The organism is Pseudaquabacterium terrae (assembly GCF_013266755.1).
Lineage (GTDB): Bacteria > Pseudomonadota > Gammaproteobacteria > Burkholderiales > Burkholderiaceae_C > Pseudaquabacterium > Pseudaquabacterium terrae.
In genome coordinates this window covers 218,866-243,597 of record NZ_JABRWJ010000008.1, presented here as the reverse complement: position 1 = coordinate 243,597, position 24,732 = coordinate 218,866, and the positions used below count along the sequence as shown (strand labels likewise).

Below are 24,732 nucleotides of genomic sequence, written 5' to 3'. Positions count from 1 at the left end.
CGAGGACCCCTGTGCGCTTTCCGAACCCCAAGACCCGTGCGATGCGCCGCCTGCTGCAGCTCGGCCTGCTGCTGGCCGGCGGCCTGGTGCTGGTGCTGCTGCTGCGAACGGCACTGCTGCCGTCGCGCCAGGTGGCGGTCGTGCCACTGCCGCCGCTGGCGATCGATACGGCGGCCGCGGCCGAACGACTGGGCGGCGCGGTGCGCATCCGCACCGTGTCGATCGACGGGCAGCCCGGCGCGAGCGGCGACGCGTTCATCGAGCTGCACGCGCATCTGGAGCGCAGTTTCCCGCTCGTGCACCAGGCGCTGAAGCGCGAGGTGGTCAACCGCCACAGCCTGCTCTACACCTGGACCGGCAGCGACCCGCGCCAGGCGCCGATCCTGCTGATGGCGCACCAGGACGTCGTGCCGATCGCGCCCGGGACCGAAGGCGACTGGCAGCAGCCGCCCTTCAGCGGCGCGCTGGCCGACGGCCACGTCTGGGGCCGCGGCGCGTGGGACGACAAGGGCAACCTGATGGCGATGCTGGAGGCGGTCGAGCGGCTGGTCGCTGCCGGCGTGCGACCGCGCCGCACCGTCGTCTTCGCCCTCGGCCATGACGAGGAGATGGGCAGCGGCGCCGGGCGCGACGGCGCAGCGGCCATCGCCGCGCTGCTGCGTTCGCGCGGGCAGCGCTTCGCCTACGCGCTCGATGAAGGGCTGCTGGTCACCGAGGGCGTGATGGCGGGCCTCGAAGCGCCGGTGGCGCTGATCGGTGTCGCCGAGAAGGGTTACCTCACGCTCGAGTTGACCGCCCACGCCCACGACGGCCACTCGTCGATGCCGCCGCAGCGCACGGCGATCGGCAGCCTGGCCGCGGCGCTCGACGCGTTGCAGCAAACGCCGATGCCGGCGGACCTCGATGGCGTCGCGCGCGGCATGTTCGACGCGCTGGCGCCCGAATTCAGCGGACCCAACCGCCTGCTGCTGTCGAACCTGTGGCTGTTCGGTCCGCTCGTGCAGCGCCAGCTGCAGCGTTTGCCGTCGGCGAATGCGATGCTGCGCACGACGATCGCGCCGGTCAGCCTGCGCGCCGGCGCCAAGGACAACACCTTGCCGGCGCATGCCGGGGCGCGGATCAACCTGCGGCTGCTGCCCGGTGACACTCCGGACGCGGCGCTCGACCATGTGCAACGCGCGGTCGATCCGCACGGCGTGCGCGCGGCGGCGACGCCGGGCGGCTGGGCCGGCTCGCGCGTGTCACGCCACGACAGCGCGGGATACCGGCAGATCGAGCGCACCGTGCGCGAGGTCTTCCCCGGCGCGCTGGTCGCGCCCGGCCTGATGGTCGGCGCCACCGATACGCGGCATTACGCCGGCCTGGTCGACGACATCTACCGCTTCACGCCGCTGCGCACGCGGCCCGAAGACCTGCCGCGCTTCCACGGCACGAACGAGCGCATCGCGGTCGACGGCTATGCCGACATGATCCGCTTCTACCACCGGCTGCTCTCACAGGCATGAGGGCCATGCGATCATCCTGCGCACTTGGGAGATCCGCATGTTCAAAGCCATCCTGCTGTCGCAGACCGAGGACAAGAAGACCCGCGCCGAACTGCTCGAGCTGGACGATGCGCGCCTGCCCGACCGCGACGTGACGGTGAACGTCGCGTACTCGACGCTGAACTACAAGGACGCGCTGGCGATCACCGGCCGCGGCGCGGTGGTGCGCAGCTGGCCGCTGGTGCCGGGCATCGACCTGGCGGGCACGGTGGCATCCAGCAAGCATCCGGACTGGCAGGCCGGCGATGCGGTCGTCGTCACCGGCTGGGGCCTGGGCGAGAACCACTGGGGCGGGCTGACGCAACGCCAGCGCGTCGACGCCGGCTGGCTGCTGAAGATCCCGGCGCCCTTCACCGCCCGCAGCGCGATGATCATCGCCACGGCCGGCTTCACCGCGGCGCTCTGCGTGCAGGCGCTGCAGCGCCACGGGCTCCAGCCGGGTGACGGCGAGGTGCTGGTGACCGGCGCGGCGGGCGGCGTCGGCTCGATCGCGGTGGCCTTGCTGGCAGCGCTGGGCTACACCGTCGTCGCGTCGACCGGCCGGCCGCACGAGGCCGACTACCTGCAGGGCCTGGGCGCGCGGCGCATCGTCGATCGCGCGACCTTGAGCGAACCGGCCAAGCCGCTGCAGAAGGAAGCCTGGGCGGGCGTGGTCGACACCGTCGGCAGCCACACGCTGGCCAACGCCTGCGCGCAGACCCGCTTCTACGGCGCCGTCGCTGCGTGCGGCCTGGCGCAGGGCGGCGACTTCCCGACCACCGTGATGCCCTTCATCCTGCGCGGCGTCACGCTCTACGGCATCAACAGCGTGTTCGTGCCGAATGCGCAGCGCGCCGACGCCTGGGCCCTGATGGCCAAGCACCTCGATGCGAAGCAGCTCGAGGTGCTGAGCACCGAGATCGGACTGAGCGAGGTGATCGACTACGCGCCGCGGCTGATCGAAGGCCACGTGCGTGGCCGCACCATCGTCGATGTGAATCGCTGAACCGGGCGCTCAGCCCGGCATCAGGTCGGACGGCAGGTGCTCGTCTTCGCGCTCGTGCACGGGCTTGGAGAGCTGGTCTTCGCGCTGCTGCTGCACCGATTGCATGCGGGCGATGATGCTGGCTTCTTCGGTGAGCGAGAAGGCGAAGGGGAACAGCGAGCGCTCGGTGGCCGCGCGTTCGGGCTGGCCGCCGAATTCGCCGATCTGCTGCAGGATGTACGAGAAGTCGCATGCCAGCAGCACCGCCGGTGCGCGCACCGAGCGGTTCAGACGCTCGCTGCCGACGACCTTCAGGCCGAGCATGCGCTCGTAGTAGCGCACGTGGCGCGGATTGACTTCGATCAGCAGCGTGTCGAAGCCGCGGATGCGGTGGGCGACGATGTAGGCCACGTGGAACAGCGCGGCGAGCACGCGCTTGGTCGCCGTCGTCGGATCGACCGCCAGCTTCGTGAACTCGCACATGCGCTTGCCCTGGCTGCGCATGGCCTGCACTTCTTCGGCGAACGCGTCGTCGGAGCTGAGCTTGTTCGGCCCGTCGAAGGACACGGTGATCGTGCCGATCGACTGGTCGTTCTCCATCGCCGCCAGCGTGAACTTGTGGACCGACTGATCGGTCGGCAGGCTGACCTGCTGGTAACCGCGCCAGGCGTAACGGTGCTTCAGCAGGCTCTCGACCAGGCCACGACGGTTCTTCTGGTCGGCCACCTTGATCTTGAAGCGACGCGGGCCCGGAGCACCATCGGGCAGCAGGTCGATCCGCGGGTTCTCGACCAGCATGTTGCCGGAGTTGCGGCGCCACATCAGCGATGCAGCGATGATGGTGCTGGATTTCAAGGGGGCTGTGCTCTCGGGATCCGTACCGCGCCCGGGGTAGGCACTAGGGCGGCATGATAGCCCCGAACCCTGGTTACAAATTGAACCTTTGCGTCAAAGTGCGGGGAAGCCCCAACTGTTCATACGCAATCGGAGCTATCGCCCGTCATCCGGCGGCCAACTGAAACGCGGCGGCTGCTTGGCGAGAAAGCGCTCCACGGCTTCGGCCTGGTAGGCGGTGTCGAAACACCGCGCCTGGTGCTCGGCTTCGAGCGCCAGCATCGTCGGCAGGTCGCTGGCCAGCGAGCGCGCGACGTCCTGCTTGATCAGCTTGACGGCCAGCGGCGAGGCGCCGATGAAGCTGCGCGCCAGCGCGCGGGCTCGTTCGAGCAATCGGTCTTCGGGCTGCAGTTCCAGCACCAGTCCGAGGCGCAGCGCCTCGTCCGCGCCGACCTCGCGCGCCGAGAGCATCAGCTCCTTCGCCCGCTGCACGCCGACGACCCGCGGCAGCGTGTACATCGCGCCGAAGTCCGGCCCCAGGCCGACCTTCATGAACGACAGACAGAAGCGCGCACGCGGTGTCGCAACCACGAAGTCCGCCGCCAGCGCAAGACCGAAGCCGGCGCCGAAGGCCGGGCCGTCGACGGCGGCGATCAGCGGCCGGTCGAGCTCGATCAGCTGCGCCAGCCACGGCTGGACGTCGCGCATGCGCGCGCGCCAGCCTTCGAAGTCCATCGTCGGCCGCACCTCGGCCATGCCGCGCAGGTCGCCGCCGGCGCAGAAGGCACCGCCGGCACCGGTCAGGATCACCGCGCGCACCGACGCATCGGCGACCAGCGCCGGCACCAGCGCAGCGAGCGCCTCCTTCATCGCCGCGTCGAGCGCATTGCGCGCCTGCGGGCGGTTCAGCGTGATCGTCGCGATGCCGTCGGCGACCTCATGGAGAACGGGCGCGTCCATCGTCATGCCATCCGGAAGCGCAGCACGCCATCGGCGCCCTCTTCGCGCACGGCCTCGCCGCGCGCGAGCAGGTGGTTCAGGTGCGCCAGGCTCTCGCCGGTGGCCATGCCGAGCAGCTCGCCCTTGCTGTCGATCGGCCGCGCGAACAGCGCACCGAAGACGTCGATCGCCCGCTTCGGCTCGACGAGGCTGCGGCGCAGCCGCTCGAGGCCGCGCTGATGGCCGGCGGCGAGCCGGTCGAGCCGCGCATGCAGGCCGCGGAAGGGCTCGCCGTGCGCCGGCAGCACCAGCCACTCGTCGCCGAGCGTCGCGCGCAGGCGGTCGATCGATCCGATCCAGTCGGCGAGCGGATCGGCGTCCGGCTCGGTCGGAAACACCGAGACGTTCGACGAGATCCGCGGCAGCACCTGGTCGCCGGAGATCATCACACCCAAGCTCTCGCTCAGCAGGCAGGCATGCTCGGGCGAATGGCCGCGGCCGACGACGACGCGCCAGTCGTGCGCGCCGATGCGCAGCGTCTCGCCGTCGGACAGGCGCCGATAACTCTCCGGCAGCGCGTGCATGTACTTGCCGAAGCCGCCGAAGCGCGCACGGTAGGTGTCGATCGCCTCCTCCGGCCAGCCGACGCGGCGGTAGAAGCGGATCGCTTCGTCAGGCGCCTCGCGGCCGGTGTCGGCGACCAGCATGCGGCAGGTCAGGTATTCGAGCCGCGTCATCCACAACCGGCACTGGAACTTGCGCGTCAGCCAGCCAGCCATGCCGACATGGTCGGGGTGCATGTGGGTGACGAGCACGCGCGTGAGGCGTGCGCCGCCCGCGGCCGTACGGCCCCCCGGCAGGTATGCGGCGAGCGGACCTTCAGGCGCCGTCAGCTGCCGCCAGGCATCGAGCGCCTCGGGCGTCTTGGTGCCGGTGTCGACGATGGCCCAGCCGGGGCCCTGCTCGTCCTCGTCGGCGATCGCCCACAGGTTGATGTGGTTCAGCGCGAAGGGCAGCGGCATGCGCAGCCACAGCAGGCCGGGCGCGATCTCGGTGACCTGGCCCGGCGCCGGCGGTTCGCCGCAGGGGTAGACGAGGCCGCGGTTGTCGTCGGGCGCGGCATCGGCGCGGCCGTCCGAAGTGATCGTGGGAGCGTTGGCGGACATGGGCTTCGATTCTGCGGGCAGGCCCTTCAGCCAGCGTGACGCGCAGGCGACTGCGGCGCACGCGCCTGCCAGTGCGCCCGGCGCAGCCACGGGCTGACGCGGTAGCGTTCGCCGCGATAGTGCTGGTCGAGCCGGTCGAGCAGCTCGACGACCGGCCCGACGCCGACCCGCTGCAGCCACTCGAACGGTCCGGCCGGATAACCGACGCCGAGCTTCATCGCCGCGTCGGCGGCGTCGGGCGCGCAGACGGCCTGCTGCACCGCATCGGCGGCTTCGTTGATCAGCATGGCAATCGTGCGCGCGACGATCAGCCCCGGCGCATCGGCGACGCGCAGCGGCTGCCAGCCGAGCGCCGCCAGCAGGCCGGCGGCCTGCGCGGCAAAGCTGTCCGACGCACTCGGCGCGACCGCGAAGGCCAATGCGCCGCGCACGCCGGCGGCCGGGTCGGCGACGACCCAGTCGAACACCGCGCTGTCGGCGACGCCGGCCTCCGCTGCGCGCTGCAGCGCCGGCCGGCCGTCGGTGACCTCGAGCCGGCCGGTGGCCCAGCGCAGGCCGACGGTGGGCGCGCCGATGTCCTGCTCGACGGTGATGCCGGCAGCGCGCAGGCCGTCGGCCAGGCGCTGCGCGAAGGCGCAGCCGCCATGGACCTCGACCGGGCCTGTCACGGGCGCCGTCGGTGCGGCGTTCAGCACCGGCGTCGCGGCACCGGCCGCGTGGTCGTAGAAGCCGCGCCCGCTCTTGCGTCCGAGCAGGCCGCCATCGACGAGCTCGCGCTGCAGCAGCGAGGGCTGGAAGCGCTTGTCGCCGTAGTTGGCCTGGTACACCGATTCGGTGACCGCCAGGTTGGTGTCGTGGCCGATCAGGTCCATCAGCTCGCACGGTCCCATGCGAAAGCCCGCGCCGCGCAGCGCCGCATCGATCGCCGCCGGCGTCGCCGCCTGCTCCTGCAGCAGCGCCCAGGTCTCGGCGTAGTACGGCCGCGCGATGCGGTTGACGATGAAGCCGGGGGTCGAGCGGGCGTGCACCGCCGTCTTTCCCCAGGCACTGGCGAGCGCGTGGATCGCTTCCGCAACCGCGGGTGCGGTTTCCAGCCCCGACACCACTTCGACCAGCTTCATCAACGGCACCGGATTGAAGAAGTGCATGCCGACGACCTGGCGCGGCCGCTTCAGGCCCTGCGCGATCGCGGTGATCGAGATCGACGAGGTGTTCGTCGCCAGGATCGCGTCGGGCGACAGCAAGCCCTCGAGCTGCGCGAACAGCGAGCGCTTGGCGCCCACGTTCTCGACGATCGCCTCGACCACCAGCCCGGCGCCGGCAGCGTCCTCGAGCGTACCGGCGACGCGGATGCGCGCAGCGATCGCCTGCGCCTGGCCCGCGGCCAGCTTGCCCTTGGCTTCGAGCGCCTGCAGGCCGCCGGCCAGCTTGTCCAGCGCCTGCGCCGCGGCGCCTTCGCGCAGGTCGTACAGCCACACCGGATGGCCGGCCTGCGCGGCGACCTGTGCGATGCCGGCGCCCATGATGCCGGCGCCGATGACGAGGAGAGGGGTGTCGAGGGACAGGGTGCTCATTGCTTCAGAACTCAATCAAACCGGGACCCGCCAAGTGGACCACAGCCGGAGCTCGTGCAGAATCGGCGCGCATTCAAGACCCGCCGCCGGGCCGCCCCAAGGCGGGTGCGCCCCCTCGGGGGGCCGACGCCGAAGGCGGCTTGGGGGCCACATGGGAAGAGCCTTCATGCGAAGCAGGCCAACGATCGGATCGGTGCGGCGCGCGCTCGCCGCGCTGCTCGTCGTGCTGATGGCCGGACCCGCGGCGGCCGCCGACGGCGAACGCCTCGTCGTCGGCTCGAAGCGCTTCACCGAGTCGTACATCCTCGGCGAGATCGTCGCGCACGCGGCGCGGCCACATGCCGGCGCGGTCGAGCATCGCCAGGGCCTGGGCAACACGGCGGTGGTGTTCGGTGCGCTGAAGGCCGGCGCGATCGACGTCTACCCCGAGTACCTCGGCACGATCGATGCCGAGATCCTGAAGAATCCGAAGCCGACCGACTTGGGCAAGATGCGCAAGGCGCTCGAAGCGCAGGGCTTCGGCATCGCCGTGCCCTTCGGTTTCCAGAACGGCTACGCGCTGGCGCTGCGCGGCGACGCGGCGCAGCGGCTGGGCCTGACGAAGCTGTCCGACCTGGCGCGCCATCCGGCGTTGACCTTCGGGCTGTCGCATGAATTCATCGGCCGCGCCGACGGCTGGCCGGGCCTGGCCGCGCGCTACCGGCTGCCGCACAAGCCCACCGGCATCGACCACGGCATCGCCTACGAGGCGCTCGCTGCCGGGCGCATCGACGTGATGGACATCTACTCGACCGACGCGAAGATCGCCGCGCTCGGGCTGAAGGTGCTGGCCGATGATGCCGCGTACTTCCCACGCTATGACGCGGTGCTGCTGTACCGACTGGACCTGCCGCAGCGGTTGCCGGCGGCCTGGAAGGCGATCAGCGCGCTCGAGGGGCGCATCGACGAGGCAGCCATGATTCGGCTCAACGGTGATGCCGAGCTGCGCGGGCAGTCGTTCGCGGCGATCGCGCGCGACTTCCTCGCGGCGGCGCCCTCGCCTTCACCAGGCGTCAGAGCCAGCCAAGGCTTCGGCGAGCGCCTGTTCGCCGACGACCTGGGCCGGCTCACACGCGAGCACGTCGTGCTGGTGCTGGTCGCCGTCGGCGTGGCCTGTCTGATCGGCCTGCCGCTGGGCGCGCTGGCGGCAGCGCTGCCGCGGCTGGAACACGCGGTGATGGCGCTGGTCGGCCTGCTGCAGACGGTGCCGTCGTTGGCGCTCTTCGCCGCGCTGATTCCCCTGCTGGGCCGCATCGGCACCGTGCCGGCGCTGGTGGCGCTGGCGCTGTATGCGTTGCTGCCGATCGTGCGCAACACCTGCACGGGGCTGACGCAGGTGCCGGCGGGCTTGCGCGCCGCGGGCACCGCGCTCGGCTTCAGCCGCTGGCAGCGCTTTCGCCTCGTCGACCTGCCGCTGGCCTTGCCGGTGATCCTGGCCGGCGTCAAGACCGCCGCGGTGATCACCGTCGGCACCGCGACGATCGCCGCCTTCATCGGCGCCGGCGGCTATGGCGAGCGCATCGCCACCGGGCTGGCACTGAACGACCATCCGACGCTGCTGGCCGGCGCACTGCCGGCGGCGGCGCTGGCGCTGCTGACGCAGGGCCTGTTCGAGTTGCTCGCGCGCTGGGTCTCGCCGCGGCGCGCCTGATTCCTAGGCGGCCGCCTTCGCCGCGTACATCGACTCGATCAAATCCGCGTACTTGCGATTGACCAGTGCGCGCTTCAACTTCATCGTCGGCGTCAGCTCCTCGTCCTCGACGGTCAGCCGGTTCTCGATCAGCCGGAACTGCTTGATCTGCTCGACGCGGGCGAACTGCTTGTTGATCTTCTCGATCTCGGCCGAGATCAGCTCGATGACCTCGGGCGCGCGGGTCAGGCTCTTGTAGTCGGAGAACTGCACGTTGCGGTCGAGCGCCCAGCGCTCGACGTTCTCCTGGTCGATCATCACCAGGCAGGCGAGGTACGGCCGCTTGTCGCCGATGACCACCGCATCGGTGACGTAGGGGCTGAACTTCAGCTGGTTCTCCCATTCCGAGGGCGTCACGTTCTTGCCGCCGGCGGTGATGATGATGTCCTTCATCCGGTCGGTGATGTAGAAGTAGCCGGCGTCGTCGACGCGGCCGACGTCGCCGGTGTGCAGCCAGCCGTCGGCGTCGATCGTCTCGGCGGTCTTCTCGGGCTGGTTCAGATAACCCGCGAAGACGCCGGGGCCGCGCAGCAGGATCTCGCCCTGCTCGGAAATGCGCATTTCGATGCCGGGGCCGGGCATGCCGATGCTGCCGAACTTCACCGCATCGCGCGGCGAGACGGTGCCGGTGCCGGTGGTCTCGGTCATGCCCCAGACCTCGCGCATCGGCACGCCGAGCGCGTGGTACCAGCGGATCAGCTCGGGCGAGATCGGCGCCGCGCCGGTCAAGGCCAGCTGCACGCGCGACAGGCCGACCATGCGCCGCACGTTGTTCAGTACCAGCAGCTTCGCGAGCGCGTGCTGCAGCTTCAGCCATCCGCCGGGCGGCGTGCCGGCCTCGGTGTGGCGCGCGACGGCCATGCCGGTGCCGATCGCCCAGCCGTAGGCCAGCTGCTGCAGGCGGCCGGCTTCCTTGATGGTGATCGCGACGCTCGAATACAGCTTCTCCCAGACCCGCGGCACCGCGAGAAAGGCATGCGGCTGCACCTCGCGCAGGTTCTCGAACACCGTCTCCGGGTTCTCGACGAAATTGATCACCGAGCTGCGCAGGATCGCCAGGTACTCGCCGAAGTTGCGCTCCGCGATGTGGCACAGCGGCAGGAAAGCGACACGTTCGCCGCCTTCGGGCAGGCCTTCGAAGGCCGCCCCCTGCGCGGCGGCCATCGACGCCATGATGTTGCGGTGCTTCAGCATCGCGCCCTTCGGCCGCCCGGTGGTGCCCGAGGTGTAGACCAGCACCGCCAGGTCGTCCGGGCCGCGGCTCTTCAGCCGCTCCTCGAGCAGCTCGGGGTGCAGCGCGAGCTGCTCGCGGCCGAGCGTGCGCAGCGCCTCGAGGCTGATGACCATCGGGTCCTCCAGCCGCGACAGGCCTTCCATGTCGAAGACGATGACGCGGCGCAGCTTGGGCAGCCGCTCGCGCACCTCGAGCAGCTTGTCCAGTTGCTCGTCGTCCTCGACGAACAGGTAGACGGTGCCGGAATCGCTGCACAGGTACTCCACCTGCGCCGGCGCATCGGTGGGATAGATGCCGTTGACGACGCCGCCCATGCTCTGGCCGGCCAGGTCGGCCCAGACCCATTCGCGGCAGGTGTTGGCGAGCACCGAGATCACCTCGCCGGGCGCGAAGCCCAGGCTGACGAGGCCGGCGCCGATCTCGCGCACGATCTGCGCCACCTCACGCCAGCTGTAGGCGCGCCACAGACCCAGATCCTTCTGCCGCATCATCACCGCGTCGCCGTGCTCGGCGACGCGGTGCCAGAACATCTTCGGCACGGTGTCGAAGGGCAGCTGCGCCGGCACCCAGCCGGGGCGGTCGGTCTTGACGATGCGCGAGGCGGCCATGCGAGCTCCTTCGGTCATCTCCATGTCTTCTTCTTCTTCCAGCGCCGTTCGCCGCGCACGCCGGCCTCCTTCATCCCGAGGTAGAACTCGCGGATGTCTTCCTTCTCGCGCAGGCGGTCGCAGGTGTCTTCCATCACGATGCGGCCGTTCTCCAGCACGTAGCCGAAGTCGGCGGCATTCAGCGCCATGTGCGCGTTCTGCTCGACCAGCAGGATCGTCGTGCCGCGCTCGCGGTTGATGCGCACGACGATCTCGAAGATCTCGCGCGTCAGCTTCGGACTCAGCCCCAGGCTCGGCTCGTCCAGCAGCATCAGCGTCGGCGCGGCCATCAGCGCGCGGCTGATCGCCAGCATCTGCTGCTGGCCGCCGGAGAGCAGCCCGGCATCCTGCTTCTGGCGCTCGCGCAGGATCGGGAAGTAGCGGTAGACCTGCTCCAGGTCCTTCGCAACGCCGTCGCGGTCGGAGCGCGTGTAGGCGCCCATCATCAGGTTGTCGTGCACCGACAGCAGCGGAAACACCTCGCGCCCCTCGGGCACGTGCACCAGGCCGCGCTTGACGATCTCGGCCGGATCGTGGGCGGTGATGTCCTCGTCCTTGAAGCGCACGGTGCCGCGCGTCGGGTCGAGCACGCCGGAGATGGTCTTCAGGATGGTGCTCTTGCCGGCGCCGTTGCTGCCGAGCACGGTGACGACCTCCTGCGGGCGCACGCGCAGGCTGATGCCGCGGATCGCCTTGATCGGGCCGTAGGCGCTCTCGACGTTGGCCAGCGCCAGCAGCGGCGGCGTGTCGGCGGCGCTCATGCGGCTTTCCTCTCTTCGCTCGGCCGGCGCATCGACGACAGGTCGTCGACCGAGCCGAGGTAGGCCTCGATGACGCCGGGATGGGCCTGCACCTCGGCCGGCGTGCCGAGCGCCAGCACCTCGCCCTGGTTCATCGCCAGCACGCGGTCGGACACGCGCGAGACCAGGCTCATGTCGTGCTCGACCATCAGCACGGTGATGCCGAGCTCGCTGCGGATGTCCTGGATCCACCAGGCCATGTCCTCGGTCTCCTCGACGTTCAGGCCCGACGACGGTTCGTCCAGCAGCAGCAGCTTCGGACCCGTGGCCAGCGCGCGCCCGAGCTCGACCACCTTGCGCACGCCGTACGGCAGCCCGGCGACGAAGGCGTCGCGGTGGTGCTGCAGATCGAGCAGCTCGATGACCTCCTCGGCGCGCTGGCGCGCGGCGATCTCGGCGGCGCGCGTGGCCGGCGTGTGCAGCAGGTTGCTCCAGAAGCCCGCGCCGCGGTGGATGTGGTGGCCGATCAGCAGGTTCTGCAGCACCGTGGCGTGCTCGAACAGCTCGATGTTCTGGAAGGTGCGCGCGATGCCCATCGTCGCGATCGCATGCGGCGGCTGCGTCAGCAGCGGAGTGCCTTCGAAAGTGAGCGTGCCTTGCGTCGGGGTGTAGATCCGGCTGATCAGGTTGAACACCGTCGTCTTGCCGGCACCGTTCGGGCCGATCAGCGTGAAGACCTCGCCGCGTCGGACGTCGAAGCTGACCTTGTTGACGGCCAGCACGCCGCCGAAGCGCACGCTGATTTCCTGGGCGGTCAGCAGGATGTCGCTCACTTCAGGCGCTCCGATTTCGTGTAGGACTTCTGGCGCTTGAACATCCCGCGCCGATAGAACGGGAACAGCTGCAGCCAGGTGCGCACCTTCAGCCAGCGCCCGTACAGGCCCATCGGCTCGAACAGCACGAAGCTCATCAGCACCGCGCCGTACACCACCGCCTGCAGGCCGCTGGCCTGGCCGATCGCCGCCGGCAGCCAGTCCTTGGCGACGGCGATCATCTGCGGCATCGCGATCAGGAAAATGGCGCCGAGGAAGGCACCGTGGATCGAGCCGAGGCCGCCGACGACGACCAGCAGCAGCAGGTCGATCGACTGCAGGATGCCGAACTGGTCCGGCGAGATGAAGCGCAGCTGGTGCGCGTAGAGCGTGCCGGCCAGCCCGACGATGGCTGCCGACAGCGCGAAGGACAGCGTCTTGTAGCGCGCCAGGTGGATGCCCATGCTCTGCGCCGAGATCTCCGAATCGCGGATCGCGATGAAGGCGCGGCCGGTGGCCGAGCGCAAGAGGTTCATCACGCCCAGCGTCACCAGCACGCACAGCCCGAGCGCCACGAAGTAGAAGCCCTCGGCCGAGCCGAGCTCGATGCCGAAGAACTGCAGCGGCTTGACCGACACGCCGGCATTGCCGCCGGTCACGCTCTCCCAGCGCGCCAGCACCTCCTCGACGATGAAGCCGAAGGCCAGCGTGGCGATCGCCAGGTAGATGCCCTTGACGCGCAGCGCCGGCAGCCCGACGACGATGCCGACCGCCGCCGACAGCGCCGCCGCCGCGGCCATCGACAACGGGAACGGCCAGCCGCGCGCCGCGCACCAGGCCTCGACGTAGGCACCGACGCCGAGGAACGCGGCATGGCCGATCGACGCCAGCCCGGTGTAGCCCGACAGCACCATCAGCCCGAGCCCGGCGATCGCATAGATCAGCACGAAGCTCAGCTGCGACAGCCCGTAGTCGCCGGCCCACAGCGGCGCGGCGAGCATCAGCGCCATCAGCAGGCCGTACCAGAACACCTGGCCGCCGTGGCGCACCAGCGTGATGTCCTGCTCGTAGCGGGTCTTGAAGATGAAGTGCATGGATGAGGGGGTCAGACTTTCTTGCGCGCGGCGCCGCCGAACAGGCCGTTCGGCTTGATCACCAGCATTGCCAGCACGACGACGTAGGCGGCGATGTCCTTGAAGCCCTCGGGCAGGTAGAAGCCGGCGAAGGCCTCGACCAGGCCGATGATCAGGCCGCCGACGATGGCGCCGGGCAGGCTGCCGAAACCACCGACGACCGCCGCCGGAAAGGCCTTCAGCCCGATGAAGCCCATGTTCGCGTGCACGAAGGTGATCGGCGCCAGCAGCAGCCCGGCCAGCGCCGCGACGCCGGCCGACAGGCCCCAGACCAGCCCGTTCAGGCGCCGCACCGGGATGCCCATGTAGTACGCGGCGAGCTGGTTCTGCGACGCGGCCTGCATCGCGATGCCGAGCTTGGTGTAGCGGAACATCGCGTACAGCAGCGCGCACAGCGCGGCGGTGGTGCCGATCACCGTGAGCTGGTCGATGCTGATCACCGCGCCGCCCAGGTTCCACACCTGGCCCTGGTAGGGCACCGCGAGCGTCGAGGTCGTCGAGCCGATGTCGGGGATCATCGTGATCAGCCCGCGCGCGAGGTAGCCGACGCCGATGGTCAGCATCACGACCGTGAACTGCGGCTGGCCGAGGATCGGCCGGATCACCACGCGCTCGAGCGCCACGCCCAGCGCCATCGTGGCGATCACCGCCAGCGGTACCGCGAGCCAGAACGACAGGCCGACGGTCTGGATCAGCACCAGCCCGGCGAAGGCGCCCAGCATCATCAGCTCGCCCTGCGCGAAGTTCACCGTCTCGGTGGCCTTGTAGATCAGCACGAAGCCGAGCGCGATCAACGCATAGATGCAGCCGAGCGCGACGCCGGAGATGATCAGTTGCACGAGGGCCAAGGTGCGGGACTCCCGCGGCGCGTCGGGTGCAGCGCCGGTGCCCGCGATGCTGCGGTGTTCGGGCGGCGCTGTCGCCCGGGGAAAGCCCCGAGAGGCGTGTCGCCTTCGGGACAGCCCCTTCCCGATTCACCCCCGATTCAGATGCCCGCGAAGGGATCGACCGCCACCCACGCCGGCGCGAGCTTGACGTCGACCTGCTCACGCCGGCCGGCATCGAGCAGGAAGCGCATCGTGTGGTCGAAGTCATCGAGCAGGCGCGGACCGGGCTGCAGCGGCTCGTCCAGCGGCAGCGTGAAGTCGTCCCAGTGGATCGGGATCACGCGCTTCGCGCCGACCTGCGCGATCACCTCGGCCCAGTACTGGCCGAGGTAGCGGTCGTCCTGCTTGCCGACGGCGCCGACGCCGAGCAGCACGACATCGGCGCGACGGCCCGCGAGCTTGCCTTGCACGAAGCCGGCCGAGCCGTGCACCAGCAGCGAGCGCGCGCCGTTGCGCAGCAGCAGCGAGTAGCTGCCGCCCTCGGCATATCGGGTCGCACGCACCGGGGGCTTCAGCGGCTCGTCGATGCTGCCGCCGGTAAAGCCGGTCGGCGCATGGCGCGAGCCGATCACGGTCAGCCGCCAGCGGCCGAACTGCAGCTGGTCGCCGTCGTCGACGGTGCGGATGCGCGCCTCGGGCAGGCCCCAGCCGCGCGCGACGTTGGCGGTGGAGGCCGAGCCGACGACCAGCGCGCCGGTCTGCTGCGCGACCTCGGGCGTGTCCATCGCATGGTCGTAGTGCGAGTGCACGGTGATCACCGCGGCGAGCTGCTTGATCCCGGCCTTGGCGAGCATGCGGCGGATGGTGTCCGGCTCGGGCGCCACGCGGCCGAAAGCGACGCGGCCGATCGAGGGCCGCGTGAAGAAGCCGTCGATCAGGATCGGTGTCTCGCCGTCGTCGAGCAGCACGGTGGCGACGCCGAGGAAGGTGATGCGCAGCGGCGCCGCGGCGGGGGCTGCACCGGAGGCGGGCGCCGCCGCGGCGGGCAGCCAGTGCGCCGCATACGGCGCGAGGCTCGGCCGATCGTTGATCTGCCAGACGACCCAGCCGATCGCCAGCGCGGCGAGACCGAGCAGTCCGAGCGCGAGCCGGATCGCGAGCCGCTTCACTTGCGGCACCAGGATTCGTAGCGCCGCGCATCGAAGCCCTGGCAGCGCAGCGCCTCGCGGCGCGTGATCTTCTCGTAAGGCGCCTCGTCCCGGCCGATGAATCGGTAGTAGTACCGGTCGTCCTCGCCGTACAGCCACCACCCGCCGGAGCCCTCGTTCATCTGCGTGACGCGAAAGCGCCAGATCGAGGATTCCGCCGGCAACACGAAGCCGCGGCTGGTCAGCAGGCGCCAAGCGTTCGACAGCGCCGGCGTGAACTGCCCCACACCGAGCAGGATCGCGATCAGCGCAGCGACGACCAGGCGGCTGGTTCTCATCCGCGAAGCCTACAGCGGTTCGAATTCGACCCGGTGCTGCCGCAGCTGCTCGCGGATCAGCTGGCGCCAGGCGCGGTTTGGGCTCCACACCCGCGACACCGCTTCGTAGGCGCTGCGCGGATCGTCCTTGGCATGGATCGCGCGGTACAGGAAGACCATCGACGAGGCGCGCATGTTGACCTGGCAATGCACCAGCACCTTGCGCTCGCCGAGCGCGCGCAGCAGCGCGGCGAAGGTGTCGGCATCACGCGCCGTGGGCTTGTCGAAGTCGATCGGCAGGTTGACGAACAGCAGGCCCTGGCGGCCGACGATCAGGTGCTCGTCGCGCACCGCGTCGGAGACGGTCGGCGGCGCGAGGTAGATCACCGCTTCGTAGCCGAGCGCCGCCAGCCCGGCCAGCGATTCGCGCGTCGGCTGGCCCGAGGTCGTCAGCTTCGGCGAGATCTCGACGACGTTCGGGGCGTCGATCGGCGCGGCGGACGCAGGCAGCGCGGCGCCCAGTGGCGTCAGCAGCAGCACCAGGCGCAGCGCGGCAAGAAGGCATTGGATCATCGGTCGGCGGGCGGCTGGCGAGAAAGCCGGCGACCGTAGCAGATCACCGCGCCGTACACCAGCAGATTGATCACCAGCACGAAGCCGGCCAGCCACCACTGCAGCTCCCGCGTCAGCGCCTCGGGATAGATCAGCGGCAGCAGGTAGCGCTCGACGAAACCGCCGGCATAGCCCGCATCGCCGGCGGCCATGCGCAGGCGGTTCTCCAGCGTCGTCAGCGGGCACAGCGTGCCGCTGGCCTCGACGAAGACGCCCCACGCCGCCGCCGGCAGGTGCAGCCACGCCGCGCGGCGCCAGCGCAGCACCAGCAGGCCGCCGAAGACGGCGAAGACGATGAAGGCGCCGTGCAGCAGCAGCACGGCATCGGCGGCGGCGCGTTGCCACATGTCAGATGTCCAGGGCGGCGCTGGCGAGTGGCAGTAGCTTTCGGCCCATTGCTGCCAATGCGATTGAAGACTCAGCGAGATCAGGCCGCCAGGGCGCCCTGTTGCGCTCGTGTCCCCCGGTCGCTCCGCTCCCTCCTCCTCTTACCTCGCTCCACAGGGCACCCTGCCGTCCTGATCCGGCACCGCCCTGGAACTGATTCTTCGCACGCCACCGCGGTGCCGTTGCCAAGGACACGGGGTGCCCGCTGCGGCGAGGTAAGAGGAGGAGGGAGCGGAGCGACCGGGGGACACGAGCGGCAGCGGGTACCCCGTGGCCTTGGCTCGCTCTGTCTGTGCATGCGCGGTACGGCGCCGACGACCGCTCAGGGCCGTGATCCGACGCTCGGACGGAGTGCAACGAATGAATTGGGTGGGCAGTATTCAACTAGATGCCGAGCTGGCGCGCGGCCAGGTCCTTCATGATTTCTTCCGAGCCCCCGCCGATCATCATCACCTTGACCTCGCGGTAGATGCGCTCGCTCTTGGTGCCGCGCATGAAGCCCATGCCGCCGAGGATTTGCACTGCTGCATCGGCGCAGAACTGCATTGCCTGCGTCGCCTGCACCTTGGCCAGCGCGATGCGCGCGACCAGCCGCGCCGGATCGTCGCGGCCGTGCTCGAGCCCGTGGTCGCTTCGCTCCGTGCGCCAGGCCAGCTCGTAGACCATGCAGCGCGCAGCGTCGATCTGGCGCAGCATGTCGACCAGCTTGTGGCGGATGACCTGGCGCTCCGACAGCGGCGCGCCGAAGGTCATCCGCTGACGCGCCCAGTCGAGCGCCTCGTCCAGGCAGACCTCGGCATAACCCAGCGCCAGAGCGGCCATGCCGAGGCGCTCGGCGTTGAAGTTGGTCATGAAGGTCTTGAAGCCGCGGTGCTCTTCGCCGATCAGGTTCTCGACCGGCACGCGGCAGCGCTCGAAGCGCAGGTGCGCGGTATCGCTGGCCCACCAGCCCATCTTCTTCAGCGGCGTGCGTGTCAGGCCCGGCGCGTCGCCCTCGACCAGCAGTGCCGAGATGCCGTTCGGCCCCTTGCTCGCCGGATCGGTGCGCACCGCGCAGGTGATGAAGTCGGCGCGCATGCCGGAGGTGATGAAGACCTTCTCGCCGTCGACGACGTAGTGGTCGCCGTCACGGATGGCGGTGGTCTTCAGCGCCGCGACGTCCGAGCCGCCCGAGGGCTCGGTGACGGCGAGCGCCGCAATCTTCGCGCCCGCCAGCACCGGCGGGATCACGCGGCGCTTCAGCGCCTCGCTGCCGTGCGCCAGCACCGGCGGCAGCCCGATCGAATGCGACAGCAGCGACGCCTGCAGCCCGCCGCTGCCGGCACGCGCGAGCTCCTCGCTGGCGATCAGGAAGTAGAAGACGTCGGCCGGCGTGCCGCCGAGCTCCTCGGGGTAGCCGAGGCCGAGCAGGCCGATCTCGGCGGCCTGGCGATACAGCGCGCGCGGGAATGTCTCGGCCTCGTCCCAGTGATTGACGTGCGGAGAAATCTCGCGCGCCACCCAGTCGCGCATCGTGCGGCGGAACTGCTCGTGCTCGGGGCTGAAGTAGTGGGGTGCGGGCGGTGCGTCGAGCAGGCTCATGGGGCTGATGGTGACAAGGAATCCGGCGCGCCGGCATGCGGGTTATCGTCGAGTGAGTCCAACCCGAGGTCGACCCGAGGAGTCCCGATGTCCGTCGCCGAAGCGCTTGCCACCCGCCTCTCGATCCGCGACTTCCTGCCCGAGCCGGTGCCACCGGCGCTGATTCGCCGCGTGCTGGCTGCCGCGTCGCGCGCGCCCTCGGGCGGCAACCTGCAGCCCTGGCATGTCGACGTGCTGGCCGGCGAGCCGCTGGCGGCATTGAAGCTGCGGATGCAGGGCCGCTTCGAATCCGGCGAGGCCGAGCCGAGCGACTACGACGTCTATCCGAAGGAGCTCGTCGCGCCCTACCGCGACTACCGCTTCCAGGTCGGCGAGGACATGTACGCGCTGATGGGCATCCCGCGCGAGGACAAGGCGGCGCGGCGCGCCTGGTTTGCGCGCAACTATCAGTTCTTCGGCGCACCGATGGCGCTGTTCTGCTCGGTCGACCGGAGGATGGGGCCGCCGCAGTGGTCGGACCTCGGCATGTTCCTGCAATCGGTGATGCTGCTGCTGCGCGAGGAAGGCTGGGACAGCTGCCCGCAGGAATGCTGGGCAGCGTATCCGCGCACGGTGGGCGATTTCATCGCCCTGCCGCCCGAGCGCATGCTGTTCTGCGGCATGGCGATCGGGCGCCGCAACCCGGCGCATCCGGTCAACGCGCTCGTCTCACGTCGCGCCTCGCTGGAAGAATTCGCACGCTTTCACGGCGCCTGAAGCTTGCTCAGCACCGCCTCGCGCACCAGCGGCAGCCGGTCGTTGCCGAAGTACATGTCGTTGCCGCCGACGAAGATCGTCGGCGAGCCGAAGCCGCCGCGCTCGATCACCTCGTCGGTGTTGGCCTTCAATTGCGCCTTGATCTGCGGCGAGCCGATGGCTTCGAGGAAGGCCGGGGCGTCGATGCCGCAGCGCTCGCACAGCGCAGCGAGCACGCTGTCCTGCGCGATGTCTTCCTCACGCGTCCAGTAGGCCTCGAACACCGCTCGCGCGAACGGCAGCATCGCCTGCTCGCCGCCGCTGGCCAGCAGCCAGCAGCAGCCGCGCATTGCCTTGACGCTGTTGACCGGGAAGATCTTCGGCGGAAAGACGATCGACAGCCCGCTGTGGTGCGCCCAGTCCTGCAGGTCCTTCTTCAGGTAGGCCTGCTTGGCGGGCGCGCCCTTCTCGCGGAACTCGTAGACGCTCGGGTTCACCGCGTTGAAGATGCCGCCGACCAGCACCGGCTTCCATTGCACCTTGACGCCGAGCTCGGCGGCCAGCGGCTGCAGGTTGTGGAAGGCGAGCCAGGTCCACGGGCTCGAGCAGTCGAAGAAGAATTCGATCATTGGCGTGTCTCCTGGGCCACCGTTCCCGCGGCGCCGAACAGGTGGCGCCGCGCCTCGTCGTCCATCGCGCTCTTGCGCATTTCCTTGCCGAGCGCCGTGCCGCGCTGCACCGCCGGGCGTTCGCGCACCTGCGCGAACCAGCGCTTCACGTGCGGCCAGTCGTCGAGCGTCAAGCCCTGCGCCTTGTGCGTGATGATCCACGGAAAGATCGCGATGTCGGCGATCGAATAGTCGCCGGCCACGTACTCGCCTTGCGCCAGCTGCGCATCGAGCACGTCGTAGAGGCGGCGCGTCTCGCGTTCATACCGTTCGATGGCGTATGGAATCTTCTCGGCGGCGTAGAGTCGGAAGTGACCATGTTGACCGAGCATCGGCCCCAAGCCCCCCATCTGCCACATCAGCCACGGCAGCACCGCATGGCGGCCGCGCAGGTCCGCAGGCAGCAGCCGGCCGCTCTTCTCGGCGAGGTAGATCAGGATTGCGCCGCTTTCGAACAGCGACAGCGGCGCCCCGCCGTCGGCCGGCGCCTGGTCGACGATCGCCGGCATGCGCTGGTTCGGACTCAGGCGCGTGAACTCGGGCGTGAACTGCTCGCCGCGGCCGATGTTGACGGCCTTCAATGTGTACGGCAGGCCCAGCTCCTCGAGCGCGATGGAGACCTTCCAGCCGTTCGGCGTGGGCCAGTAGTACAAGTGAATCACGAATGGCACCCCGGTGACAGCGAGCCGACCAGGGTAGCCGCAAACTCGGACTTCAGGAGTCACGAATGAGACCCAGCACGCTGACAGCGACCGCGCTGATCGACAGCGATCATCCCGCCGTCACCGCGTTCGCCGCCGACCACGGCGTCGGCAACGATGACACGTCGCGCGCGGTGGCGCTGTACTACGCCGTGCGCGACGGCTTCCGCTACGACCCGTATCAGGTCGACCTGAGCGTCGCCGGCATGCGCGCGAGCGGCGTTCTCGCGCGCGGCCACGGCTGGTGCGTGACCAAGGCCGCGCTGCTGGCCGCCAGCTGCCGCGCGCTCGACATTCCGGCGCGGCTGGGCTTCGCCGACGTGCGCAACCACCTGTCCACCGAGCGCATGCGCCAGACCATGCAGACCGACCTGTTCCACTGGCACGGCTACACCGAGATCTGGCTCGACGGTGCCTGGCGCAAGGCGACGCCGGCCTTCAACCTGTCGCTGTGCGATCGCTTCGGGCTGCTGCCGCTCGAATTCAACGGCCGCGATGATTCGATCTACCACCCGTTCGACCGCGCCGGCAACCGGCACATGGAATACGTGCACCAGCGCGGCAGCTTCGACGACATGCCGCTCGACCGGATCGTCGCCGACTTCCAGCGCCTGTACCCGGCCTGGATGTCGCAGGCCGAGACGATGCAGCGTGCCGACTTCCTGGCCGAAGTGGCGCGCGAGAACCCGACCACCCCATGACCCAAGAGACCTTCCCCCTCGACCTGCCCGCCGGCTTCGCGCCGCTGCCGATCGGCGGCGACTTCATCCGCCACAACGGCCCGCTGTACCTGAAGCACGAGGGCGACCAGGTGCTGCTGGGCTTTCGTGTCGAGCCGCGCCACACCAACCCGCTGAAGATCTGCCACGGCGGCATGCTCGCGACCTTCGCCGACATGCTGCTGCCGGTGACGGTGCACCGCAAGAGCGAGATCGGCTTCCGCTTCCTGCCGACGATCGGCCTGCAGATCGACTACCTCGCGCCGGCGCCGCTCGGCGCCTGGGTGCAAGGCGAGGCGCAGGTGCTGCGCACGACCCGCAACATGGTCTTCGCACAAGGCCTGGCCACCGCCGACGGCGTGCCCTGCCTGCGCATCAGCGGCCTGTTCAAGATCGGGCCCGAGGCGCCGAAGCGGCCGGAGCCGGCGACCTGAGCCTCACGCCGAGCGCGTATGCTTCACCGATGGCGAATCTGCTTGACCTGAAACGCGAAGCGCGGCAACTCGACGCCGATGAGCGAGCGCAACTCGCGCTCGACCTGTTGCGATCACTCGATGGCGAGCCCAGCGAAGCGGTCGACCAGCAGTGGAACGTGGTCGCACGCGAGCGCCTCGGTGCCTACGACCGCGGCGAGGTGACCGCCGAGCCCGCAGACGAGGTCCATCGCGCGGCGCGATCCCGTCTGCGCTGATGCAAGTTTGCTACCTTCCGCCGGCCAAGGCCGAGTACCTCGCGCAGGTGGACCGCTACGAGGCCGCTGCGCCGGGGTTGGGAGAACGCTTCATTCGTGCCATCGAAGAAGCCGAGCAACTCATTGCCCGCAGGCCCGATTCGTTTCGCTTGGTCGAACGCGACATCAGGGCGTACCTCCTGCGCGGTTTCCCTTTCCGCATGCTCTAGGCCGTGCGCGACGAGAGCGTACTGATCGTCGCGGTCGCCCACACGGCCCGAGAGCCGGGGGCCAGTTCTTCAAGCGCGCCTGACTAAGCTCAGCGGTCCTTGAACACCGCCGCGCGCTTCTGCAGGAACGCGCCGACACCCTCGGCGAAATCGGGCGCCCGGCTCATCGCGCCCTGCACTTTCGCCTCCTGGCCGAGCGCCAGCGCGAAGTCCATCGGCGCTGCGGAGTCGATCAGCCGCCGCGTCTCGGCCAGCGCCTTCGACGGCAGCGCGGCGAGCTTGGCCGCCAGCGACTGCGTGCTGTCGAGCAATGCCGCGTCGTCGACGCAGCGCCAGATCATGCCGATGCGCTCGGCTTCCTCGGCGGGCAGCTTGTCGCCGGTCATCGCCAGGCCGAGCGCGCGGGCGCGGCCGACGAGCCGCGGCAGCAGCCAGGTGCCGCCGCAATCGGGCACCAGCGCAATCTTGCTGAAGGCCTGGATGAAGCTCGCCGAGCGGGCGGCGATCACGAAGTCGCAGCCGAGCGCCAAATTCGCGCCGGCGCCGGCAGCGACGCCGTTGACCATCGCAATCACCGGCACCGGGAAGCTGCGGATCGTCAGCGCCAGCGGCTTGTAGTGGCGCTCGACGACGCCCTCGACGTCACCTGCCATCTCGCTGTCGTTGAGATCCTGGCCGGCGCAGAAACCGCGGCCGGCGCCGGTCAGCACCAGGCAGCGCACCGAGTCGTCGGCGGCGGCCTCGGCGAGTGCCGCACGCAGCTCGGCGTGCATCGCGGCGGTGAAGCTGTTCAGCGCGGCGGGCCGGTTCAGGGTCAGCGTGCGTACCGGGCCTTCGGTCGCGGCGAGGATCAATGCTTCGGACATCGGGGTCTCCTTCGGTTCAATCGCCGCAAGCCTACTCCGACTACTTGAAGAACAGCTCCACGAACGACAGCGTCAGCGCCGGGAAGAACAGCAGCAGCAGCATGCGCACCACGTCGGTGGCGAGGAAGGGGAACACGCCCTTGTAGGTCTCGCTCATCGGCACGTCGCGCGCGATGCTGTTGACGACGTAGACGTTCAGCCCCACCGGCGGCGCGGTCAGCCCGATGCCCACCGTCATCAACACCAGGATGCCGAACCAGATCGCCTTGGCCTCGGGCTGCAGGCCGAACAGGTCGAGGCTCATGATGGCCGGAAAGATCACCGGAATCGTCAGCAGCATCATCGACAGCTCGTCCATCACGCAGCCGAGCACGATGTAGCCGAACAGCACCGCGCCGACGATCGCCAGCGGCGCGACCTGCAGGTGGCCGACCCAGTCGGCCAGGCGCGCGGGCATCTGCGTCAGCGCGAGCGCCGAGTTCATCATGTCGGCACCGAGGAAGATCATGAAGACCATCGCCGAGGTCTCCGCAGTGCCGAGGAAACTGCGCTGGATGCCGACCAGCGTCAGCTCGCGCCGTGCCAGCGCCGCGATGAAGGTGCCGACCGCTCCGACCGCCGCGCCCTCGGTGGGCGAGAACACCCCGCGGTAGATGCCGCCGAAGACGACCACGAAGATCACCGCGATCGGCCACACGCCGAGCAGTGCGTGCCAGCGGTCGCGCCAGGGCACCGGTTCGCTCGGCGGCGCCAGCTCGGGCTTCAGGCGGCACAGGATGCCGATCACGACGATGTAGCCGAAGGTCGCGATCAGCCCTGGCAGCATCGCCGCGGCGAACAGCTTGGCGACGTTCTGCTCGGTGAGGATCGCGTAGACCACCAGTGGCACCGAGGGCGGGATCAGGATGCCCAGCGTGCCGGCGCTGGCCAGCGCGGCAGTCGTCAGGCGCCCCTGGTAGCCGTGGGCCTTCATCTCGGGATAGGCCACCTGCGTGATCGTCGCCGAGGTGGCGACCGACGAGCCGCAGACGGCGCCGAAGGCCGCGGCCGACAAGACCGATGCCATCGCCAGCCCGCCGCGGATGTGCCCGACGAATGCTGCCGCCGCCTGGAACAGCGCACGCGACAAGCCGCCCTGCGTCGCGAACTGGCCCATCAGCAGGAACAGCGGGATCACCGACAGGTCGTACACCGTCAGCCGGGCGACGGCGCTGCCCTTCATCAGGTTCAGCAGCGCCATGTCGTTGGCCAGCGCCCAGTAGCCGAGCGCGCCGGGAATGAACATCGCCGCGGCGATCGGGATGCGCACGGCCATCAGGCCGAGCATCGCCGCGAACATCAGCAGGCCGATGGCGGTGGGGTTCATGTCTGCCCCTCGTCCGCGGAGTACCGCGGCCGATCCCCCGAGGGGATGCGGGCCGGCTTGGGAGCGGCCCGGCGCTCGGCCCGCCTCATCGCGCCGGCTCCGCTTCCGGAATCGCCGGCAGGCCGCGCAACAGCCGCAGCGCCTGCCAGACGCCGATCACGGCCGTCAACCCGAGCCCCGGCGCCAGCATCGCGTAGGCCCACCACATCGGCAGGCCGATGATCATCGTCTGCTCGTCGGCCGCGTGCACCGCGATCGCGCCGGCAGCAGTGCGCAGCGACAGCAGCGCGCACATCAGCGCCAGCAACAACGCGCCGATGCCGTCGAGCGCGCGCGTGGCGCGCTGCGGCAGCGCCTGGGTGAAGAAGTCGACGATGATGTTCGAGCCATGCAGCTGGCACCACGGCAGGCACAGCGAGATGCACAACGCGATGCCCATCTGCATCAGCTCGACGTCACCGGGGATCGGCACCGACCACAACGCACGGCCGGCGATGCTGACCACCGTCATGATGGCCAGCCCGCTCGCGACCGCGCCGCCCGCGAGCGCAAAACGCCGCGCCAGCGGCACCAGCATGAACTGCACGAC

27 protein-coding genes are annotated in these 24,732 nt (G+C 69.8%); 8 read left to right on the top strand and 19 right to left on the bottom strand.

The window, feature by feature from the left end:
* The first annotated feature begins 41 nt into the window (after positions 1 to 41).
* Together HLB44_RS25705 and acuI are read left to right on the top strand one after the other, a co-directional pair.
* Positions 42 to 1,505 (top strand): M20 family peptidase, encoded by a 1,464-nt coding sequence (locus HLB44_RS25705; RefSeq protein ID WP_173129388.1) that lies wholly within the window; start codon positions 42 to 44, stop codon positions 1,503 to 1,505.
* A 37-nt stretch (positions 1,506 to 1,542) separates the two neighbouring features.
* Positions 1,543 to 2,529, top strand: a complete 987-nt coding sequence (gene acuI / locus HLB44_RS25700; protein WP_173129385.1) for an acrylyl-CoA reductase (NADPH) — start codon at positions 1,543 to 1,545, stop codon at positions 2,527 to 2,529.
* 9 nt (positions 2,530 to 2,538) lie between these two features.
* Here acuI and HLB44_RS25695 read toward each other — a convergent pair whose 3' ends face one another.
* From HLB44_RS25695 to HLB44_RS25680, 4 genes are all read right to left on the bottom strand, one after another.
* Positions 2,539 to 3,363: an N-acyl amino acid synthase FeeM domain-containing protein gene (locus HLB44_RS25695; protein WP_173129382.1), complete on the bottom strand. Its 825-nt coding sequence runs from the start codon at positions 3,361 to 3,363 to the stop codon at positions 2,539 to 2,541.
* Positions 3,364 to 3,498: 135 nt separating this feature from the next.
* Positions 3,499 to 4,308, bottom strand: coding sequence for an enoyl-CoA hydratase/isomerase family protein (locus HLB44_RS25690; RefSeq protein WP_425500853.1), 810 nt, complete (start codon positions 4,306 to 4,308; stop codon positions 3,499 to 3,501).
* A complete protein-coding gene (locus tag HLB44_RS25685) occupies positions 4,305 to 5,447 on the bottom strand; it encodes an MBL fold metallo-hydrolase (protein ID WP_173129376.1) in 1,143 nt (380 codons plus the stop codon). Before HLB44_RS25685 ends, HLB44_RS25690 begins: the two co-directional genes overlap by 4 nt.
* A gap of 26 nt (positions 5,448 to 5,473) precedes the next feature.
* Positions 5,474 to 7,021, bottom strand: coding sequence for a 3-hydroxyacyl-CoA dehydrogenase (locus tag HLB44_RS25680; protein WP_173129373.1), 1,548 nt, complete (start codon positions 7,019 to 7,021; stop codon positions 5,474 to 5,476).
* A gap of 166 nt (positions 7,022 to 7,187) precedes the next feature.
* Between HLB44_RS25680 and HLB44_RS25675 the strand changes: the two genes are divergently transcribed.
* A complete protein-coding gene (locus HLB44_RS25675) occupies positions 7,188 to 8,711 on the top strand; it encodes an ABC transporter permease/substrate-binding protein (protein ID WP_173129369.1) in 1,524 nt (507 codons plus the stop codon).
* Between the two features lie 3 nt (positions 8,712 to 8,714).
* On the opposite strand, the gene HLB44_RS25670 is transcribed toward HLB44_RS25675, so the two are convergent.
* The 10 genes from HLB44_RS25670 to HLB44_RS25625 form a co-directional block, all read right to left on the bottom strand.
* Positions 8,715 to 10,592, bottom strand: a complete 1,878-nt coding sequence (locus tag HLB44_RS25670; protein WP_173129976.1) for an AMP-dependent synthetase/ligase — start codon at positions 10,590 to 10,592, stop codon at positions 8,715 to 8,717.
* 14 nt (positions 10,593 to 10,606) lie between these two features.
* On the bottom strand, positions 10,607 to 11,392 hold the full coding sequence (locus tag HLB44_RS25665; protein WP_173129366.1) for an ABC transporter ATP-binding protein: 786 nt from the start codon (positions 11,390 to 11,392) through the stop codon (positions 10,607 to 10,609).
* A complete protein-coding gene (locus HLB44_RS25660; protein ID WP_173129363.1) occupies positions 11,389 to 12,204 on the bottom strand; it encodes an ATP-binding cassette domain-containing protein in 816 nt (271 codons plus the stop codon). The genes HLB44_RS25665 and HLB44_RS25660 overlap by 4 nt, the downstream gene beginning before the upstream one ends.
* A complete protein-coding gene (locus HLB44_RS25655; protein ID WP_173129360.1) occupies positions 12,201 to 13,277 on the bottom strand; it encodes a branched-chain amino acid ABC transporter permease in 1,077 nt (358 codons plus the stop codon). Before HLB44_RS25655 ends, HLB44_RS25660 begins: the two co-directional genes overlap by 4 nt.
* Before the next feature lie 11 nt (positions 13,278 to 13,288).
* A complete protein-coding gene (locus tag HLB44_RS25650) occupies positions 13,289 to 14,164 on the bottom strand; it encodes a branched-chain amino acid ABC transporter permease (RefSeq protein ID WP_173129357.1) in 876 nt (291 codons plus the stop codon).
* 137 nt (positions 14,165 to 14,301) lie between these two features.
* Complete coding sequence (locus HLB44_RS25645; protein WP_173129354.1) at positions 14,302 to 15,321, bottom strand: MBL fold metallo-hydrolase; 1,020 nt, start codon at positions 15,319 to 15,321, stop codon at positions 14,302 to 14,304.
* Entirely contained in the window at positions 15,309 to 15,629 is a 321-nt protein-coding gene (locus HLB44_RS25640) for a hypothetical protein (protein WP_173129351.1), read from the bottom strand. The genes HLB44_RS25645 and HLB44_RS25640 overlap by 13 nt, the downstream gene beginning before the upstream one ends.
* 9 nt (positions 15,630 to 15,638) lie before the next feature.
* Positions 15,639 to 16,181: a protein tyrosine phosphatase family protein gene (locus tag HLB44_RS25635; protein ID WP_173129348.1), complete on the bottom strand. Its 543-nt coding sequence runs from the start codon at positions 16,179 to 16,181 to the stop codon at positions 15,639 to 15,641.
* Complete coding sequence (locus HLB44_RS25630) at positions 16,178 to 16,567, bottom strand: DUF2784 domain-containing protein (RefSeq protein ID WP_173129343.1); 390 nt, start codon at positions 16,565 to 16,567, stop codon at positions 16,178 to 16,180. Before HLB44_RS25630 ends, HLB44_RS25635 begins: the two co-directional genes overlap by 4 nt.
* Positions 16,568 to 16,991: 424 nt before the next feature.
* The gene (locus tag HLB44_RS25625) at positions 16,992 to 18,188 is read right to left on the bottom strand and encodes an acyl-CoA dehydrogenase family protein (RefSeq protein ID WP_173129340.1); all 1,197 of its coding nucleotides are present in this window, start codon (positions 18,186 to 18,188) and stop codon (positions 16,992 to 16,994) included.
* Positions 18,189 to 18,275: 87 nt separating this feature from the next.
* Here HLB44_RS25625 and HLB44_RS25620 point away from each other — a divergent pair, with 87 nt between their 5' ends.
* Positions 18,276 to 18,944 carry a nitroreductase gene (locus HLB44_RS25620; RefSeq protein ID WP_173129337.1) on the top strand — a complete coding sequence of 223 codons (669 nt, stop codon included), beginning with the start codon at positions 18,276 to 18,278 and terminating at the stop codon, positions 18,942 to 18,944.
* Here the strand turns inward: HLB44_RS25620 and HLB44_RS25615 are convergent.
* On the bottom strand, positions 18,932 to 19,552 hold the full coding sequence (locus HLB44_RS25615; protein ID WP_173129334.1) for a 2-hydroxychromene-2-carboxylate isomerase: 621 nt from the start codon (positions 19,550 to 19,552) through the stop codon (positions 18,932 to 18,934). The two genes, HLB44_RS25620 and HLB44_RS25615, sit on opposite strands and share 13 nt — an antisense overlap.
* On the bottom strand, positions 19,549 to 20,253 hold the full coding sequence (locus tag HLB44_RS25610) for a glutathione S-transferase N-terminal domain-containing protein (protein WP_173129331.1): 705 nt from the start codon (positions 20,251 to 20,253) through the stop codon (positions 19,549 to 19,551). Before HLB44_RS25610 ends, HLB44_RS25615 begins: the two co-directional genes overlap by 4 nt.
* 65 nt (positions 20,254 to 20,318) lie before the next feature.
* On the opposite strand from HLB44_RS25610, the gene HLB44_RS25605 reads away from it, so the two are divergent.
* The 4 genes from HLB44_RS25605 to HLB44_RS25590 are packed head-to-tail and all read left to right on the top strand — an operon-like array spanning position 20,319 to position 21,911.
* Positions 20,319 to 20,993 (top strand): transglutaminase-like domain-containing protein, encoded by a 675-nt coding sequence (locus HLB44_RS25605; RefSeq protein ID WP_173129329.1) that lies wholly within the window; start codon positions 20,319 to 20,321, stop codon positions 20,991 to 20,993.
* Entirely contained in the window at positions 20,990 to 21,445 is a 456-nt protein-coding gene (locus tag HLB44_RS25600) for a PaaI family thioesterase (protein WP_173129326.1), read from the top strand. Before HLB44_RS25605 ends, HLB44_RS25600 begins: the two co-directional genes overlap by 4 nt.
* Positions 21,446 to 21,474: 29 nt before the next feature.
* Positions 21,475 to 21,702 (top strand): addiction module protein, encoded by a 228-nt coding sequence (locus HLB44_RS25595; protein WP_173129323.1) that lies wholly within the window; start codon positions 21,475 to 21,477, stop codon positions 21,700 to 21,702.
* Positions 21,702 to 21,911: a hypothetical protein gene (locus HLB44_RS25590; RefSeq protein WP_173129320.1), complete on the top strand. Its 210-nt coding sequence runs from the start codon at positions 21,702 to 21,704 to the stop codon at positions 21,909 to 21,911. The genes HLB44_RS25595 and HLB44_RS25590 overlap by 1 nt, the downstream gene beginning before the upstream one ends.
* An 89-nt stretch (positions 21,912 to 22,000) precedes the next feature.
* On the opposite strand, the gene HLB44_RS25585 is transcribed toward HLB44_RS25590, so the two are convergent.
* The 3 genes from HLB44_RS25585 to HLB44_RS25575 form a co-directional block, all read right to left on the bottom strand.
* Positions 22,001 to 22,777 (bottom strand): enoyl-CoA hydratase-related protein, encoded by a 777-nt coding sequence (locus HLB44_RS25585; protein WP_173129317.1) that lies wholly within the window; start codon positions 22,775 to 22,777, stop codon positions 22,001 to 22,003.
* Positions 22,778 to 22,817: 40 nt separating this feature from the next.
* Positions 22,818 to 24,143 (bottom strand): TRAP transporter large permease, encoded by a 1,326-nt coding sequence (locus HLB44_RS25580; protein WP_173129316.1) that lies wholly within the window; start codon positions 24,141 to 24,143, stop codon positions 22,818 to 22,820.
* A gap of 85 nt (positions 24,144 to 24,228) precedes the next feature.
* The gene (locus tag HLB44_RS25575) at positions 24,229 to 24,720 is read right to left on the bottom strand and encodes a TRAP transporter small permease (RefSeq protein ID WP_173129974.1); all 492 of its coding nucleotides are present in this window, start codon (positions 24,718 to 24,720) and stop codon (positions 24,229 to 24,231) included.
* Positions 24,721 to 24,732: the final 12 nt, after the last annotated feature.

Excerpts from the sequence above, each read along its gene's own strand:
- HLB44_RS25705 (WP_173129388.1), top strand. The coding sequence starts at position 42 with ATGCGCCGCCTGCTGCAGCTCGGCCTGCTGCTGGCCGGCGGCCTGGTG.
- acuI (WP_173129385.1), top strand. The coding sequence starts at position 1,543 with ATGTTCAAAGCCATCCTGCTGTCGCAGACCGAGGACAAGAAGACCCGC.
- HLB44_RS25690 (WP_425500853.1), bottom strand. The coding sequence starts at position 4,308 with ATGACGATGGACGCGCCCGTTCTCCATGAGGTCGCCGACGGCATCGCG.
- HLB44_RS25685 (WP_173129376.1), bottom strand. The coding sequence starts at position 5,447 with ATGTCCGCCAACGCTCCCACGATCACTTCGGACGGCCGCGCCGATGCC.
- HLB44_RS25680 (WP_173129373.1), bottom strand. The coding sequence starts at position 7,021 with ATGAGCACCCTGTCCCTCGACACCCCTCTCCTCGTCATCGGCGCCGGC.
- HLB44_RS25675 (WP_173129369.1), top strand. The coding sequence starts at position 7,188 with ATGCGAAGCAGGCCAACGATCGGATCGGTGCGGCGCGCGCTCGCCGCG.
- HLB44_RS25670 (WP_173129976.1), bottom strand. The coding sequence starts at position 10,592 with ATGGCCGCCTCGCGCATCGTCAAGACCGACCGCCCCGGCTGGGTGCCG.
- HLB44_RS25665 (WP_173129366.1), bottom strand. The coding sequence starts at position 11,392 with ATGAGCGCCGCCGACACGCCGCCGCTGCTGGCGCTGGCCAACGTCGAG.
- HLB44_RS25655 (WP_173129360.1), bottom strand. The coding sequence starts at position 13,277 with ATGCACTTCATCTTCAAGACCCGCTACGAGCAGGACATCACGCTGGTG.
- HLB44_RS25640 (WP_173129351.1), bottom strand. The coding sequence starts at position 15,629 with ATGAGAACCAGCCGCCTGGTCGTCGCTGCGCTGATCGCGATCCTGCTC.
- HLB44_RS25635 (WP_173129348.1), bottom strand. The coding sequence starts at position 16,181 with ATGATCCAATGCCTTCTTGCCGCGCTGCGCCTGGTGCTGCTGCTGACG.
- HLB44_RS25630 (WP_173129343.1), bottom strand. The coding sequence starts at position 16,567 with ATGTGGCAACGCGCCGCCGCCGATGCCGTGCTGCTGCTGCACGGCGCC.
- HLB44_RS25625 (WP_173129340.1), bottom strand. The coding sequence starts at position 18,188 with ATGAGCCTGCTCGACGCACCGCCCGCACCCCACTACTTCAGCCCCGAG.
- HLB44_RS25620 (WP_173129337.1), top strand. The coding sequence starts at position 18,276 with ATGTCCGTCGCCGAAGCGCTTGCCACCCGCCTCTCGATCCGCGACTTC.
- HLB44_RS25615 (WP_173129334.1), bottom strand. The coding sequence starts at position 19,552 with ATGATCGAATTCTTCTTCGACTGCTCGAGCCCGTGGACCTGGCTCGCC.
- HLB44_RS25605 (WP_173129329.1), top strand. The coding sequence starts at position 20,319 with ATGAGACCCAGCACGCTGACAGCGACCGCGCTGATCGACAGCGATCAT.
- HLB44_RS25600 (WP_173129326.1), top strand. The coding sequence starts at position 20,990 with ATGACCCAAGAGACCTTCCCCCTCGACCTGCCCGCCGGCTTCGCGCCG.
- HLB44_RS25595 (WP_173129323.1), top strand. The coding sequence starts at position 21,475 with ATGGCGAATCTGCTTGACCTGAAACGCGAAGCGCGGCAACTCGACGCC.
- HLB44_RS25590 (WP_173129320.1), top strand. The coding sequence starts at position 21,702 with ATGCAAGTTTGCTACCTTCCGCCGGCCAAGGCCGAGTACCTCGCGCAG.
- HLB44_RS25585 (WP_173129317.1), bottom strand. The coding sequence starts at position 22,777 with ATGTCCGAAGCATTGATCCTCGCCGCGACCGAAGGCCCGGTACGCACG.
- HLB44_RS25580 (WP_173129316.1), bottom strand. The coding sequence starts at position 24,143 with ATGAACCCCACCGCCATCGGCCTGCTGATGTTCGCGGCGATGCTCGGC.
- HLB44_RS25575 (WP_173129974.1), bottom strand. The coding sequence starts at position 24,720 with ATGCTGGTGCCGCTGGCGCGGCGTTTTGCGCTCGCGGGCGGCGCGGTC.